Annotated in this window: 10 protein-coding genes; 3 read left to right on the top strand and 7 right to left on the bottom strand. The window is 41.5% G+C overall.

Annotated elements, in window-relative coordinates; genetic code table 11:
- Positions 1–71: 71 nt before the first annotated feature.
- The 3 genes from BMX56_RS25350 to glmS form a co-directional block, all read right to left on the bottom strand.
- On the bottom strand, positions 72–2,321 hold the full coding sequence (locus tag BMX56_RS25350; RefSeq protein WP_177183916.1) for a GumC family protein: 2,250 nt from the start codon (positions 2,319–2,321) through the stop codon (positions 72–74).
- A 97-nt stretch (positions 2,322–2,418) separates the two neighbouring features.
- Positions 2,419–3,165, bottom strand: a complete 747-nt coding sequence (locus BMX56_RS25355; RefSeq protein ID WP_255369918.1) for a polysaccharide biosynthesis/export family protein — start codon at positions 3,163–3,165, stop codon at positions 2,419–2,421.
- 485 nt (positions 3,166–3,650) lie between these two features.
- Positions 3,651–5,489 carry a glutamine--fructose-6-phosphate transaminase (isomerizing) gene (glmS, locus tag BMX56_RS25360; protein WP_090652512.1) on the bottom strand — a complete coding sequence of 613 codons (1,839 nt, stop codon included), beginning with the start codon at positions 5,487–5,489 and terminating at the stop codon, positions 3,651–3,653.
- A gap of 678 nt (positions 5,490–6,167) precedes the next feature.
- On the opposite strand from glmS, the gene BMX56_RS25365 reads away from it, so the two are divergent.
- The 3 genes from BMX56_RS25365 to BMX56_RS25375 all read left to right on the top strand — a co-directional run bounded on the left by BMX56_RS25365 (position 6,168) and on the right by BMX56_RS25375 (position 9,555).
- Positions 6,168–7,025 (top strand): glycosyltransferase family 2 protein, encoded by an 858-nt coding sequence (locus tag BMX56_RS25365; protein ID WP_090652513.1) that lies wholly within the window; start codon positions 6,168–6,170, stop codon positions 7,023–7,025.
- A gap of 628 nt (positions 7,026–7,653) precedes the next feature.
- Positions 7,654–8,730: a GNAT family N-acetyltransferase gene (locus BMX56_RS25370; protein WP_090652514.1), complete on the top strand. Its 1,077-nt coding sequence runs from the start codon at positions 7,654–7,656 to the stop codon at positions 8,728–8,730.
- 21 nt (positions 8,731–8,751) lie between these two features.
- On the top strand, positions 8,752–9,555 hold the full coding sequence (locus tag BMX56_RS25375; RefSeq protein ID WP_090652515.1) for a phytanoyl-CoA dioxygenase family protein: 804 nt from the start codon (positions 8,752–8,754) through the stop codon (positions 9,553–9,555).
- 287 nt (positions 9,556–9,842) lie between these two features.
- Here BMX56_RS25375 and BMX56_RS25380 read toward each other — a convergent pair whose 3' ends face one another.
- The 4 genes from BMX56_RS25380 to BMX56_RS25395 are packed head-to-tail and all read right to left on the bottom strand — an operon-like array spanning position 9,843 to position 17,507.
- The gene (locus BMX56_RS25380) at positions 9,843–11,996 is read right to left on the bottom strand and encodes a glycoside hydrolase family 31 protein (RefSeq protein ID WP_255369919.1); all 2,154 of its coding nucleotides are present in this window, start codon (positions 11,994–11,996) and stop codon (positions 9,843–9,845) included.
- Position 11,997: 1 nt separating this feature from the next.
- On the bottom strand, positions 11,998–14,577 hold the full coding sequence (locus tag BMX56_RS25385; RefSeq protein ID WP_090652516.1) for a glycoside hydrolase family 95 protein: 2,580 nt from the start codon (positions 14,575–14,577) through the stop codon (positions 11,998–12,000).
- 1 nt (position 14,578) lies between these two features.
- The gene (locus tag BMX56_RS25390) at positions 14,579–15,424 is read right to left on the bottom strand and encodes an SMP-30/gluconolactonase/LRE family protein (RefSeq protein ID WP_255369920.1); all 846 of its coding nucleotides are present in this window, start codon (positions 15,422–15,424) and stop codon (positions 14,579–14,581) included.
- A 28-nt stretch (positions 15,425–15,452) separates the two neighbouring features.
- Positions 15,453–17,507 (bottom strand): glucosidase family protein, encoded by a 2,055-nt coding sequence (locus BMX56_RS25395; RefSeq protein WP_090652517.1) that lies wholly within the window; start codon positions 17,505–17,507, stop codon positions 15,453–15,455.
- Between the last annotated feature and the right edge of the window lie 23 nt (positions 17,508–17,530).

Raw genomic sequence — 17,530 nt, forward strand, 5'->3', positions numbered from 1 at the left:
TACAGGGCCTATTTTTTAAATTATGCTACAAAAGATTATTAGCGGACAGATTATTACGTAAAGAATAATTACTATACGCCGTACGGAACGTAACCATAGCCCCCGTACGCATAGGCATTACGATTTTGCTTTTTTGCATCGTTTAAGACAACCATAATATTTTTCAATTTCCCGTTATCATAAATATCCTTCAGTATGTCTAATTGTTGGGTGCTGGTATAGTTATAACGCACCAGGTAAATACTTAAGTCGGCAAAGCTGGCCAGACTTAGCGCATCTGAAACTGCGCCCACCGGCGAAGTATCAACAATTATATAATCAAATTGGGCTTTGCACCAATCGAACAACTGTTCAACCCGTGCGTCCATCAATAACTCCGATGGCCTTTCAGAAAGTGTACCACAACCCAAAACAAACAGGTTATCCGATTCACCAACGGGCTGAATGTATTCATACAAAGAGTCTATATCACCTTCTATATAATCGGCCACCCCCTTTGTTTGCGCCAGGTTCAGGCTTTTCAGGAGATCTGGTCTTCGCAAATCAAATTCAATGATGAGTACTCGTTTACTTAATAAAGCGAGCGTAATTCCAAGGTTAACACTGAAAAACGTTTTACCCTCGCCCTTCATGGTAGATGTAACCAATATTGTTTTTTGCGGCAGGCCCTGGTTTAAAATACCTATATTACTACGGATGTATCTGAACAATTCAGAAATGACGGTTGTACGCCCTTTATGTACAGCAATTGCGCCCGCAAGTTCTTGATTATGGCTTAGTTCGCCAAGTACCCTAACTCCTGGTATTTCTAATAAATTGGCTGTAGTTGTAACTTTTGCATTAAATTTTTGCCTGAAAAAAATTGAAAACCCGGGAATTAACAAGCCAATTACTCCGCCAAGCAAATATGTTAATTGCTCCTTTGGAAATTCAGGAACAGGATCATACGCCGGTCTGTCAACAATTTGTGATGACGGAATAGTTGCCGAAAGAGATAAGGCCGTTTCCTCGCGCTTTTGCAATAAATATTGATATAGGTTTGTTTTTACGCCTTGCTCGCGACTGCGCTGCAATAACCCTCTTTCAATGGCGGGTACCGACTGTATCCGTGAATCATACTGGGCCGAATTTTGCTTAAGAAGCGTATGCCCTATCATAAACCCTTTTTTAATATTTGTTAAATTCTCCTTTATGTTGGTACGCAAACTTGCAATCTGGCGGCTCAAATCCTGTACCAACGGATTGCTGAGGTTGGCGGTGTTTAACATCCGGTTCCTTTCCAATTGAAGGTCGTTGAACCTGCTTACAAGTGAATTTAAAACCGGGTCTTTCAATCCCATGGTGCTTGGAACCGCGTTAAATTGATTGCCGGATTGGTTTAGATAAAATTCCATCGATTTTACAATGCCAAGTTGAACATTAGATTCTTCAAGTAACTGGTTATATTCTGCCGACTTTGTCAGATTGACCTGATTGCCGGCATTAATTTCAGATGCTCCGCTTTGTTGTTTATAGGTTTCGATGTCTTTTTCGGCAGCTGACAGATCATCCTCCATTGTCTTGAGCCGTTTATCGATAAATAAAATGGTATTAAGTGCTGTTATATTCTTTTTCTTAACAGTTTCATCATTATAAGTACTAATAATATTGTTAAGAATTGCCACTCCGCGCTCTGGCACGGCATCATTAATGCTCAATAATAGCGTGTTAGATTCTTTAATTACCGGGTTTACCTGCAATAATCCGGCACTGTACAAGGCAGCCAGGGTTTTTAAATTATTAAACCTGATGGTAACCTGTTTATCTGTAGTAGCAAAACCAGGCCCTTTTTCAACTTTGAATGCATAATCCTTATGATTCACAACTTGTCCGTAACGATATAACCAACTCTTCTTTTCGACGGTTAATAAAAACTTATCTCCGGAGTAATTTTGAAGGTGAAGTTTTTTCAAATACGCCCCATTACTCAATTTAACTACCGTTACAATAAAAGGGCGGTCATCCCCATAATATTCTTTGGTTTTAAAAGCAGCTTCATCAAAATAAGAAACTTCAAGATTCAGTCGTTCAAAAACATTATAAATCAAATCTTTCGAGCGCAAAACTTCAATTTCATTATCTACTGTTTTTGCTTCCTGAAACATATTCAAATCACTAAACGCTGTTGCCTTGAGTATGCCGTCTCCTTTTTTATCGTCGGGAATAAGTAACGTACTTGTTATTTTATACCTGGGTGTAACATAATGAAGATACCCCCAGGCAACCAGCAAACAAACAAACAGGCCTGCCAGAAAAGCGTACCAATTTTTTAAGTATGGCATTGCTTTAGTCTTGAAGTCACCTCCTGGCAAGGTTTGTTTTGGTTTAGCGTTAATGTCCATGTCGGCTTTTTTTTAACATTATGAAAAGGGGTATCAATTATCTTTTTAAAAGTACAGCTGCTAATACTGCTACAGCAGATATAGAAGCGATTATCAGGGGCATCAGGCGTGTATTTTGACTATACTCAACTGCTTTTGACCGGTCGGGCTCTATATAAACTATATCATTTTGCTTCAGGTTGAAATAGGGCGATTTCATCGACTCGAGTTTGTTCAGGTTCAACCTTGTCATGGTTTTATTTCCGTCTTCATTTCTGATGATCAAAACGTTTTCGCGCCTTCCATAAACGGTCATATCGCCGGCAAGGCCCAGTGCTTCAAGTACATTTACCTGTTCGTCGTTAATAATGAAGGTTGCTGGCTTGTTAACTTCGCCGATAACTGTAATTTTGAAATTACTCAACCTTAAGTCCACAACCGGCGATTTCACATGTTGCATTAACTGCGTCGCTATTGCTGTTTGGGCATCTTCAACGCTAAGGCCTCCAATTTTAATCTCACCAATCAACGGAAGTTGAATATTGCCATTTTTATCTACTTTGTAGCCTTCAGAGCCCGGCCTGGGGTTTGTTCCCATATTTTTATTACCATAAAACAGGTTATTCGATTCGGGGCTTAGACTGTTAAGCGTAATATTTACAACATCGCCCCTTTTAATCAACACCTGTTGATCTTGTGATTTGTTTACTGTAGCAGTCTCGGCCATATTGCTAAAGTAAACCAGGTCGCGGCGGGCTGCACAGCCAGATAACATCATCAATGACACAATACAGCTAATTATCATTATTCTTATCATCTTTTAGTTTATCAAAAGGCTTATGATTTGTTCCTGTTTGATAAACTAAAATTACCCGATTGAGGTTCAACAACATAGCGTTTTTAATGATTGAAAATAAATTGTAAACCTGGCCGGTTTAGTTTACAAAACATGTAAAACAAAAGTCGTGGTCATGTGCAGGCCGTGTAAACCCGTTGTAAAAAATTATCATTTTTGAGCTATTTATTACCGCTGCGCTATATAGTTTCAGATGCTAACCGCTGCTGATTTTATAATAATTCGTCTTTTTTTTACCAGTTTGTTAAATAACCGATCGCTGAAAACGCTATTGTTATCAAATTTGCGTTTTAAGGCACATGAAGAGTATTGTTCGCGGTAACAGTATCACATAAAAAAAGCAGGCTTACACCTGCTATGTTTATCGTAGTATATTGAGGTTGTGAACATATGCTATCGTCTTAAAATAGCATTGATATCAGCTTATCATAATCTTACTCAACCGTAACTGATTTGGCAAGGTTACGTGGCTGGTCAACATTACAGCCCCTAAGCACGGCAGTATGGTATGCCAGCAGTTGCAAGGGTATAGTTGCCAATAGTGGCAAAAACGCTTCATCTGCGCCAGGTATCTCTATACAATAATCTGCCATGTTTTTCACCGTCACATCGCCCTGGGTAACAATAGCAATTACAATCCCTTTCCGGGCTTTAACCTCCTGTATATTACTTATAACTTTGTCATATGATGAGTTTTGGGTAGCAATAAACACCACGGGCATCGCTTCGTCAATCAAAGCGATGGGGCCATGTTTCATTTCTGCCGCCGGGTATCCTTCGGCGTGGATATAGGAGATCTCCTTGAGCTTTAATGCTCCCTCTAACGCCACCGGGAAGCCGCTGCCACGACCAAGGAACAAGCAATTGGAGGCGTCTTTAATTTTCAACGCAATATTTTTTATCAAATCATTATCCTGAAGAAGCGTTTGAATTTTGTCGGGAATTGTTTCAAGTTCAGATAACAAATAAATAAGTTTTGACGACGAGATAGTACCTTTTTGTTGAGCTATATACAAAGCCAATATTGTAAGTACGGTAACTTGCGCCGTAAAAGCTTTTGTTGAGGCCACCCCAATTTCGGGCCCCGCGTGCGTATAAACTCCGGCGTGGGTAATTCGGGGTATAGAAGCGCCAACAACATTGCAGATACCTAAAATTGTGGCACCTTTTTCTTTCGCAATTTCTATCGCGGCCATCGTATCTGCAGTTTCACCGGATTGAGAGATTGCCAATACAACGTCCCTTTCAGTTATTATCGGGTTTCGGTATCTAAATTCCGAAGCATATTCTACCTCAACAGAAACACGCCCATATTCTTCAATCAGGTACTCCCCCGCCAAACCTGCATGCCAGGAAGTACCGCATGCAACAATAATTATCCGGTCAATATTTTTCAGCTTATCAGCGTATTCTTTTAGCCCTCCTAACTCCACTCTGCCAATTTTCGGAAATATACGTCCCCTCATACAATCTGTTACAGAGCGTGGCTGCTCAAATATTTCCTTTAACATAAAATGTTCAAAGCCCCCTTTTTCAAGAGACTCCAACTTCATTTCAAGCTCTTGTATTAATGGTGTCTGGATAACATTATCGAGTTGTTTAACCAATAGTTCGTCATGCTTTATGAGGGCTATTTCATTATCTTTTAAATAGATAACATTTTTTGTATATGCAATAATCGGTGTTGCGTCCGAAGCGATAAAATATTCGCCTTTGCCAACCCCAATAACCAGGGGGCTACCCTTTCGCGCGGCAACTAATTGCCCGGGATTTTCCCGGTCCAAAATCACAATGGCATAAGCACCTATTACGGTATTCAAAGCCAAACGAACAGCCTCCATCAGATCAGTTTGTTCAATATTTTGAATTTCTTCAATCAGGTGAATCAGCACCTCGGTATCCGTTTCACTTTTAAAATGATGTCCGCGGTTAATCAGCTCTTCTTTCAGCGTGGCATAATTTTCGATGATACCATTATGAATAATGTGCAACCTGTTATCATTCGACGTGTGGGGATGAGAGTTAACATCAGACGGCGCACCATGGGTAGCCCAGCGGGTGTGGCCAATGGCTACGTGTCCGCTTTTATCTTCAGCTTCAGTAAAAGCTTCAAGCGACGACACTTTGCCAATCTTTTTATAAATACTAAAACCCACCTGATTTATAATGGCAATACCGGTGCTATCATACCCACGATATTCCAATCTTTTAAGGCCATTTATTACAATTGGCCAGGCATCACGAAATCCTATATAAGCTACTATTCCACACATAATTTTGAGTTTTATTTTAATACCCTTAAGTAATTATTTACAAACTCAAATTTATTTAATTGTATAACAGCATATTACAAAACAAAAGAATTGAACACCGATTGTAAATTATATGAAAAATTACACAAAAGGTGTAAAATACTTTATCGTTAAAATTTACATTACCTATGCAGTTTGCGTTAATTAGAAAGCCATGGCAACTACCGGATTTAATAGATAAGCAGTGCCAATACCGATGACGACAGCATAAAACTTTGTCATAACTATTTAAGCGTCAACCTAACTAATACCCTTTTACACAAATGGAAATAATTTCACCATTTGTGTGAAAGGGTTGACTATCCTTTACAATTTATTTTCAAATAAACACGCGAATAAAAAATTGAAAATCTATTGAATACATTTGTTAAATCAAAACCCAAAATGAGCGCGTGTTTGTTGTTCAGATGCAAAAACGATTATAACAAACATATACCGCTCAGTTTCTTAATAATGGTTTGTTTATAATATCCGGCTCGTGTAACCGGCATTGCGAATGCTATTGCCAGCATTAATTTATCAATGATGTTTATTGTAAAAGAACCTTACTCCCACTATTATAATTCTGTCCTGATACAATTTTAAAACAAAAACAACACGTACCTGGGCCTATTTCAATACCGATTAAAAAATACAAAAATGATTAAAGAGAATTTCATGCTAAGTGTCGCCTGCACAACTTACAATCAGGATAAATTTATTACTCAAACAATTGAAAGCTTTTTAATGCAGCAGACAAATTTCCCGTTTGAGATTGTAGTGGGCAATGATTGCTCTACTGATAACACCGCGGCCATATTGCAATCGTTTAAAAAAAAATATCCCGGCAAAATAAAGGTAGTTACTGCAATTAAAAATGTTGGTGCTCATCAAAACATGATTGATACGCTGGATGCTTGTACCGGAAAATACATTGCCCTTTGTGATGGTGATGACTACTGGACAAACCCACTGAAACTACAAAAACAAGTGGATTTTTTAGAGCAAAACCCCGAATATATTATTTGCTGCCATTACACGCGCGTAATTGACACCGACGGAAATACTTTATACGTTGCGCCAAAACCGGTACCACTAATACACACCTATCATGATTTACTCACAGGCAAGCAGGTTGAAACAAAAACTGCAACTGTGGTTTACCGTAACTTAAAAAAAATTAACCAGTTGTTTCATCAACCCTGGTATTTTAGTTGTTTTGCAGCCGACAAATTCTTTAAAATATTTTCAACTTCTGTTACAGGCGGTAAAATATATGTAATGCCCGAGGTAATGAGTTGCTACCGTAATCATGTTGGCGGTATTTGGAGCATGATTAAAACAGAGGCAAGGATGGAAATGGTAATCAGCGATTTTAACCTGATTATAAAACATTTTAGCTATAATGGCATTCAACGGGCAAAGTTGTTGTTGTTGTATATTAACAGGTATCTGTTATTTGAATTGAAGAGACACCGTTTTCAAAAAATATACAATACGGTAAAATTCCTGATTTAATCTACAAATACACCATTGACTTAATAGGAATGGTAAATCCCAATTACCAAAAGCCTATACACCTTATCCGTACTGCTTCACAGAGTTAAGTACAATTAATGCCACAGGCCCGGCTTTAAGCATTACCCGGGGCCTATTGCCTTAATAACAACAGGTCAACTGAATTTAACATTTTTCAATCAAGCCTATATTGGCCCGGGTACCAGAGGGTTGCTAAATCACAAAAAATATACTAAAGGTGAAGAATCCCCCTTCTCGACACCCTACATTTCAGGGCAAACGCATCTAATTGGGTTAACATAACTTAACACATTTCAAATAAAACATTTACAAGTATTTAATAATCAATGTTTTATATTTTATCATGGTTAACACTAAGCCGATTGCGCAATTTAAGCGCCTCCAAATATTTGTGCCTGGTGTTGGCCAATCCAAGTCACTTGAGTAACTCCATCATTTAACCAGGATCAGGCAATAAAACAAGGTATCCCTTTATGCTCATATCTTCCCCACGCCATAAGCTTATTCCGTTGGCTATTATTAAATAACAGCTTATCGCCGTTAACTATTTAGTTGAGTTTACCCTGCACTACATTTCTATTAATTCTTTTTTCTAACTAAAATCATTATGGGTTACAAACAATTTACCATCCGGGATAAAGATGGCTGGGATGCCTATATACATCGTGCATATACTCACGATGTTTTCCATAGCTGGCACTACCACTCTTTAAACAAAGAAGGCGAGCAACTTCTTTTTGTTTATGAACAGGGCCATCTTTTTATTGCTCTCCCGGTAATAAAAAGGAAGATAGAAAATTCTCTTTTTTTTGATATGACCTCTGTTTATGGTTATGGCGGGCCGGTGTCAAATGTCGATTTGCGCACCGTACCGGCGAGCATAATCCCAGCTTTCAAGCAGGCTTTTACTGATTTTATGAGACGTGAAAATGCGATCTGCATATTCACCCGACTTCATCCTTTCCTAAATCAGGATTACGTACTTGACAGCATTGGCGGCTTAAAAAGCAATGGTACAACTTTATACATCGACCTGTCAATATCCATTGAAGACCAAAGGAATAAATACGAAAAAAGACTTTCCCGACAAATAAGAAAAATGCGCGAAAAAGGCTATATCATAAAAGATAATAACAGCCCCGACGATGTGAAATATTTTATAGATATGTACTATAAAAATATGGATCGGGTAAATGCCTCGCCAAATTATTACTTCGACGAAAAATACTTTTCTGACATTATTAACATGGAAGGCTATGAAAACAAGCTTATCCTGATATATGACGGCACAGAACTCATTTGCGGCGCGGTTTTATTGCTTTCAGAAAACATCATCAGAAATCATCTTTCAGCCACGTCGCCCGATTATTTAAAAGAATCGCCAAGTAAATTACTTACCGACGAGATAAGTATGATTGGGCGCAGGCTTGGCAAAAAAATCTTTCACCTGGGTGGCGGGGTAGGCGGAAAAGAAGATTCGTTATTTGAATTCAAAAGGTATTTTTCGGATTTACAAATAACCGACCGGATATGGTGCTATGTTAACGACCATGAAGCATATGACGCCCTTGTAGCAAAAAGTTCGTCGGAGGCCGGTTCAGGGTCAGCATATTTTCCGCTATATCGCCGCCCGGCCCCTAAAGCAGAGACAGTAACCCCAATTATCAATACAACCATTATTTAATTCCTCGATAAAATAAATATTATGAAAAATAAATTTAATTATTCTGAAGCCGATCTGGCAACTTTTGACACCATTATGGCTGACTGCGGCTGGATTGTTTACGAAGACGCGTTGGATGTGGATTTTGTTGATGAGATTGCCAATTCGTTAGTTAATGCTTATGATGAGCGAAGAAAAATCCAGGTAAAAAATGGCATTGCGGCAGTCATGAACGGCACATTACATCATCTTGTTGAAAAGGATGCATTCGCCCTAAAATTTCTGGATCAAAAATATTGTGACAGCCAAATAAGGCATTTTTTAGACGGCAACTATATCCTCAATTCCCTGGGTGCAGTAATTAATTTAAAAGGCGACAACCCCTATGTTCAAAACATTCATCGGGATATTCGAAGTTATACCGGCAATTTTAAGCTAATGATTCAGATGATGGTTATCCTGGATGACTTTACCCTCGAAAACGGAGCAACTCATTTTCTTTCGGGCTCGCACCATTCTAAAGAAAAACCCGAAGCCGACTTTTTTTACAAAAATTCTGACCGTGCGGTAGTAAAAAAAGGAAGTATTATTTTATTTGACTCTAACCTATGGCACGCCAGCGGAAAAAACCATACCAATGGACAAAGGCGTACGCTTACCATGGCTTTTACGCGGCCATTTTTTAAACAGCAATTGGATTACCCCCGGGCATTAGGCTACACATTTGGTGAAGGATTAAATGAAAGTTTGCGACAGGTTTTAGGTTATAACGCACGAACACCAGAAAACCTGGATGAATATTATCAACCTGTAGAAAAGAGAATGTACCAACCAGGTCAGGGTTAATTGATAGTTTTCTTATAAGTAACCCAACTTCAAAACCAATATAATCGGATGGGCGTTTGAAGCACAATGTTATAAAAAATGGATTCATAGAAAATTACACTCCACTATTTAAGATGTCGTTGTAATTGTCAATCCTGAACAAGAATTATAGCTGAATATGTATTTCCTATAATGTGCTAATGAAATCACAATCCGGTGATGAAATGCGAAATATAGTTGCGGTCGATATTTTCTAAAAGAAACAGTTACCAATAACCTTTATAAAAAATGGGGGCTTGATACCAAAGCTATAGCTCCGTCATTGCTTTGAAAGTTACCTTACCAACATTATCTGGTTTCCCTTTTAATGCCGGGGTAATTGTGCCTTTTAATTTCCCGTTTACTTTGCTCACCATGATCTTCCGGAAGCTGTAATTACCCTTTTCATAATCATATGTTTCTCCGTCATCATCATATAAAGAATAAGTACCCGGTTTGCTACCATAATACCTCACCTCCAGGTCAACTTTCTGCCCTGTTTTGGGCGCGTGCAGCATTACGGGCATCATGGGGATAATACCGCCGTCCTTTACATAAACCGGTATTTTATCCAGGCCCGGCGTAACGTTGATGATTTCTCCGTCACCTGCGTACTTCCCTGTGTAAAAATTGTACCATTTACCCTTTGGCAAGATCACTTTTCTGCTGGTTTGCCCGGCAAATATTGGTGCTACCAGCAAATATTCGCCGGCCATGTACTGGTCTTTAACCTCTTTGGTTATGGCCTCTTCGTAAGGATTTTCCTCCAGGTTTACTTTTCTGTTTTCATTTTTAGCTTCCCCTCCAACAAAGCCATCTTCCAGGTACATGGCCCGGAAAGGCGGGATGCCTTCAAAGTGATATTTGGCAAATTCGCTATACCAGTAAGGCATCATCTGCATGCGCAGGTTGGCCATTGTTTTTACCTGCTCCGCAACCTCCGGGAACGACCATGGCTTGGTACCGCTGGCCCAGGCATTAATCATCGCCATAGGCGAAAAAACATTCGACTGAAACCGGCGTAACCATTCCTCGCCGGTTTTGGAGGAACGTACCTCAGGCGTCCATAACACACCTGCAAAACCACTGTTTACCAATGCTGTTATAAAATCGCGGTGATCGTAATAATCGTTATAGATAACATAAGGGAACGATGAACCACCGCCATTTGAGGCGCGAACCAGGCCAAATGTACGTTGATTACGTTCATGGTAAATTTGGCTGGTGTAACGTTGCATCATCAAGCCATACGTCTGACGCATTTGTTCGGCATCGTGGCCTGACGGGAAAGTTGCTACGTCGGGCCATAAATAATTATCCCCGCCATCAACCTCATCCATTTTATAGCCGCTGATGCCAATATCTATTTTGCCTTTTTCCAGTTCGCCAAAAAAGATCTTACGTGCTTCGGGCATACTTATATCAGGTACAATGCCGTTCCAAACCGTATGCGTACCACTGTAAGGTAAAATACTTTTATAAACAGGTGCCTCCGGAGATACATAAGGATTAGTCCATAAATTGAGCCTGATATTCTTTTTCAGCATATCCTGTATAAAACCTTTAGGATCAGGAAACCGGCTTGCATCCCACTCAAAAGTACAGGGGTATGATTTACTTTGCCAGCCTGGCTCAAGCCCGATAAAATCAAGCGGATAACCCTTTTCCTCAAATGCCTTTGCTTCGGCTGCAACACCCTGCGCATCGGTTAAACGCTGCATACGCTGTGTAAAGCCCAGGCCCCAGCGTGGTGGTAAACAACCGCCGCCGTTTAGCAAATTATAACGCCGTACGGCATCTAAAGTAGTTGGACCAGCAAATACATAGATCTCTACCCCGGAAGCGGGCACCAGCATTTCCACACCATCTGAATATGGATGCGAGCTCCATGTTTTATCAAGATTCCTGTCTTTTACTTCGGGAGGTACTTTACTGTCGCGCCTTACTGCTGTACCGGCATATACGTCGATATACCTGGCCGAGTTGATAAACACACCATAACCATTTGATGATACATAAAAAGGTGTGGGTGCATGGGTGCGCCCATTATCCTTACCGGCATAATTGTCAACATGCAGCGTAAGCACTTTGCCGCGCTGAAATACTGTCTGGAAATTTAAACCGAAACCAAACAACTGCTCTTTTTTTTCCAATGGAAAGCGCAGGTAAGTTTTACCACCCTGTACACTACCTGTAATTTCCTGCTGCGGTAAGGGGAAGGCGGCCCCTGGCATTTGCGCTAAACCGGCATGATAGGGTTGTACCCCGGCCACTTTCAGTAAGTCAAATTCTTCGGGCTTACCTATAATGCCTTTCCATATTCCGGGTTCTATTTCCGTCCAGGCGATGGATTGGGCGTGAAGCTCCGCGATGAAACTCCCAAACAAACAAATCAGCCAAAAGCATTTCAATTTTTTCATCATGTTAGTTAGGTATAATGGTATAGGTTTTACCTTTTTCTGTAGCAAAGTCAATTATATAACCTTTATTAAAGGATACATCCGGTAGTTTGGCGTCATCTGCCTGCTGGTAAACCGGTGTTACCGGCTGCGTATCTAAAATGTTTTTGTTGATACCTGTAGCCGCTTTACTGCTTACCTCCACCACTTTTACAGGTATCGGGGTTCGTAAGCGACAGTTGCCCCCAATGTTCGATTTGATAAGCGCCTTGCTCAGTTTCCCTTCTTTCCAGTCAATCGCTACCTCAAAGTTTCCGCGGGCTTTGATGCCTTTAATGCTGCCATCGGCCCAGGCATCGGGCAGGGCGGGCAACAGTTCTATCTCCCCATCCTGGCTTTGCAACAGCATTTCAGTCATACCAGCCGTTCCTCCAAAATTTCCGTCGATCTGGAAGGGCGGGTGGGCATCAAACAAATTGGGATAGGTACCGCCGCCACTCATTTGTCCTTTTTTTTGCAAGGGGTCCATATAGTTAAATGCTGCGCCTAATATTTTATAGGCATGGTTGCCATCGTGCATCCTCGACCACCAGTTCACTTTCCAGGCCATTGACCAGCCTGTGCTTACATCGCCCCTGTAAATCATTGATTGTTTTGCCGCAGCAGCCAACTGGGGCGTATTAAACACAGAGATCTGCCTGCCTGGAAACAAACTAAACAAATGCGATATATGCCGGTGTGTATCCGTGGTATCGTCCCAATCCTGAAACCACTCCTGTATCTGGCCATATTTGCCTATATGAAATGGATAAAGCTTATCATAAGCGGCTTTTACCTCGGCTGCAAACATTTTATCGGTACCCAATATCTCCGCGCTGCTTATACAATCCTGGAACAACTCGCGGATGATAGACATATCCATAGTAGAAGCCATACTTACCTGGTATTCCTTACCACTGATTTTAATAGTATTTTCGGGCGAGGTAGAAGGATTTGTTACCAGGTATCCCGTTTTCGGGTCGGTTACCAGCCAGTGCAGCATAAACTGTGCAGCGCCTTTAATGATAGGGTACGCGGTTTTGCTCAAAAAAAACTTATCGCCGGTAAAAAGGTAATGGTCATATAAATGAAGGCTCATCCAGGCGCCGCCCATTGGCCAGGCTGTCCAGCGCACCGCGCTCCTGGGGTCGTGATTAAAATTACCAACGGTTGATGTTTTAGCCCAGATATCGGTGTTATGATGTTGTACCCAGCCTTCATCAATGTTATAATTTACTTTGGCTGTAATTGCGCCGTTCACGGCAAGCTCTTTCAGAAAATCAAATAAAGGTTGGTGGCACTCCGAAAGATTGGTGTTTTCGGCCAGCCAGTAATTCATTTCGGTATTGATGTTGGTAGTATAATTACTGCCCCAGGGCGGTATCACCTGGTCGTTCCAGATGCCCTGGAGGTTGGCGGGCGCACTGCCGGGTCTTGAGCTGGCAATCAGCAAATAACGCCCAAACTGGTAATACAGGGTTTGTAATTGCTTATCGGGATTAGCTACACTGAAACTCCTGAGCCGTTCGTCCGTAGGTTGTTTTACCATCACCGTATCTGCACCCAAATTAAAATCGACCCGTTTAAAAAGGCGTTGATAATCGGCAATGTGCCTTTGTTTGAGCTGTTCGTACGTTTTTTGCAATGCGGCAAACAGGCTGGCATTGGCTTCAACGGCCGGATCTTTCCCCTGCAGCCCCGGCGATTTATTAAAACCGTTAAAGCTGGTTGCCTCGGTTAAATAAAGTATAACCTGGTTAGCGCCTGTAACTTGTAATGCGTTGTTATCGGCCATCACCCGCCCGCCATTATTTTTTATTTTGAGGTTGATCTGGAAACTCATGCCCTCGCCTTTGGGCTCATCATAAATTACCTGCCGTGGCTCGGATTCCCGGTTGGCCACATAACTTGGGGCTTTACCCTTTAAAATCAGCTTATTGCTGCCATCCATTTCGATGCTGAAGTGCAACTTGCTTTGCAAATTGGCTGTGAAATTAATAGCGCCTTTTTTATCCGCGGTGATGCGTACCACCATTACTTTATCCGGGTAGCTTATAAATGTTTCCCGTTGATAATGCACGCCGCCAGCCTCAAACCGCACGGTAGCAACCGCGTTATTTAAGTTCAGGTCGCGGTAGTAATGAATACTATCTTTCAGGTTAAAGTTAAGCAGCAGATCGCCCAGGGGCAGATACCTGGCTGTGTATGGCCCTTGTAAATACTTTTTCCATATCTCCGCCGCCTTATCAAAATCGTTATCAAACACAGCCTTTCGTACTTCGGGCAAATGCGCTGATGCCTGTGGGTTATTCCCGGCTTCGGGGTAGCCGGACCACAGGTTATGGTCGTTAAGCTGGTAATGCTCGTGGTTAATACCGCCAAATACCATAGCTCCGGTGGTGGCATTACCCAGGGGCAAGGCCTCTTCCCAGGTAACAGCCGGTTTGGTATACCACAGTTTTAAATAGGCATCGGTGTTGTGTGTTTGCGCTGTTGCAAGTTGAGTACTTACCAAACCTGCAACAACCAAATATATTTTTGGAAAACGTATTTTACAAAACCTCATATTATTTAACTGTTGTTAACTTAAAGGCTATTACCTCTTTAGCCCAAAAGGTAGGCACATACAAAATGTGTTTCACTGTATCGTAAGCCAGGTCGGCAGTATTTATTTTTTGCTCCTGTGTATCAAGCAGGGTTTCTATTTTACCATCGGCGGTTACATAAAATATATGTCCCGACCAGCAGGTGATCAGGAAATCGCCGTTACCAACAGGCTCAAGGCCATCGCCTCCGCAGCTTAGCATGGTTATTTGTGTTAAATTACCCTGGCTATCTGCTTTCATAAATTTTTGGCCACCCAATATATAAAGATCGGTACCGATAGCTTTAAGCCCGTTTACACCGCTTACGTTTGTTAAAAACGTGCTTGCATGACCGTTTTCAATACGGTGTATTTTTTTTGTTTTACTATCTGATACATAAACAACGCCTTTATCATTAACAGTAATATCATTTAAAGCTTTGGCACTATCAATAGCAATCTTATTTTTAACCTTACCTGTATTGATATCAATAACTACCACCTCCGACAGATCTGCGGCGTATAAATCATTACCAAACCGCCCCAGTCCTTTAGGTGCATTTAAACCGGTTGTAAAATCAAGGTTAATGATCTTTCCGTCAACAGTAATTTTGGCTACGCCACCTTTACCATCAACAGCGTTGGGGTTTCCATCTATCTCTGATACATATAATATACCTTTTTTAAAATCCGGCAAAACTGATTCGGGAACCCTTATAACTGTATCCGTTTCCCAAAGCTTTTCCAGTTGATGTGTTTGGGCATTACTGTCATAAACAGTAACTACCATTAAAACAGGCAATATGTATTTAAAAAGTTTGCTCTTCATAGTTATATTATTTGTTTGGTATTGATACTTATAAAGTGACCGCTTGTGTACCCCCGTCATTTACTTTGTATTTGATGGTTTTGCTACCCTCGGTTATGGTAATATTTAACTTCTCCTTATTCACCCTCGATATTTTAAGGTTGAACACGTGCCCGAAGGAATGGATGTTATTTAGCGCCATTTCATTCCAGCCATTTGGCAGCCGTGGTGTGCAATTGAAGCTGTTAAAGCCTGTTGGCCGCATACCAAATAACCCTTCAGTGAATATTCTGCAATAAAGTCCGCTCTCGGCAGATAGATGTCTTTGGTTACCTTCGGGATAAGCTTCTACCGGGTAGGGCACATGCTCTCCCAATAGTCGCCTGCGTGAATAATAACGCAGGTATTCCATTGCTTTTTCTGTTTTACCAGCCTGCAATACACCGCGAAGCGCATACAGGGTTGAGCGGTCCCAAAAAGTTTCTTTGCCTGCCTCGGTAGCCAATCCATCAGCCGTCCATAAGCGGGGCGAAAACAGGGCTTGGATGGTTCCTTCGCTCCTATCTAAAATACCCATGGTAAGGGGCAGGCAGATCCAGGCGCGCAGTACATCATTGGTTTCGTAGTATTTGTAGGTTTTAAAGCCTTCTATGGTTGTCCCGAAGTATTTTTCGATATTACTTTTAAGCGTTGCAGCTTGTTTTAAATATTCGTCTGTTTGTGCTTTTGGCTGATGCAATTGTTTGCCAAGGTAAGCCGCCGATATCAACGCATCATAATAAAGGCTATTGGTTGACAGGTTGGCTTTACCAGATGGAAAGCGACCTTCCAACTCATCATGATCTGAAGTAATCACGCCCTGGTCGTTTAGCTTCCTGTGGCTATATTCCAGGCACCAGGTAATGAGCGGCCACAATACTTTTGCAGAATCTGGGCGGCCATAGGTTAATGCATACCGCGAAGCGCCATAGGCAATCATGGCCTGGTCGCCACGGTCACCCGCGCCTTTCCATACGGCGTCGCCTTCGGCAACTATGGAGCTGGGTATGGGTTTGTACTCCGGGTTCATATACCTGGAAAATAAGCGGTAGCACGTCATGGCCGACAGGTTGCCGATACTATCTCCCGAAAACGCGAAGAAGGGACTAATATACTCGGCCTGGTCATTTGCCCAGATCGCAGCATAGTATGCCAGCCCGCCCGGCCCATGCAGGTAGCCTGCTTTGGTTTTGTAAATACTCTCTGTCCCCCTGATTTTGGCAAAGGCGAACGCAGTATTTAATAAAGTATCGGGTGTTTTTAATTGCAGCGGTAATAAAATTGTATTTACACGGTTTTCACGGGCTTTTTCTTCCGCATCTGCGTTAACCGTAATAGGCTGACCAGGAAAATCTGTTGCCAAATAATAAACCGCGAAAGTCGTATGCTCACCGGCTTGCACTATACGGCTGCCACTATTGGCAGATCCCATGATAATGGAATGGGGCCTTACTTTACTTTTAAGACTATCCGTCCTCACCTCATGCCGCAAATACTCCATGGAAATGGTGACCGGTTTATCGGTAATATTAGTAAACACAAACTTTTCAATAGCCATAGGTTTATCTACCGAGGGGAAAATACTCCGTTCAATTTTTACCAGCGCCGGATTGCTTGTTGTCGCCTCAATCCGCATAATGCCTTTGTGGCTGATGCTTTTGATATTGTACGAAAGATCGCCCGATTTTTTTCCGTTTGCTAAATCGGTTTTCAGCTGACGATTATTAATATAAAACCGTGGCAGTCCGCTATCCTGAAAAGAATAATCAATATGGGTACGGGTACCATCGGGCAGCATCCTGAATGTGGGGAACACTACCGTTCGCAAAACAGATGATCTGCCAGCGCTATCTAACCCATACTGAACCCAAACCGATACTTTCTCTCCCGACATTTCTATATGATCTGTATGCGGTAACCTGCCATTAATAGTCCATTTGATACTTCCATCTGGTTGTATGGCCCAACGGTCGGTTTGTTTTGGTAAAGCGCTCTGCTGGGCATAAAGCCTGCAGGGCAGCAGAAAAACTAAGCCTAAAAACACTTTGCAAACATTTGCCTTCATTTTATATTGATCATCAATGTGTT

Origin of the sequence: Mucilaginibacter sp. OK283 (assembly GCF_900110415.1) — a bacterium.
GTDB lineage: Bacteria > Bacteroidota > Bacteroidia > Sphingobacteriales > Sphingobacteriaceae > Mucilaginibacter.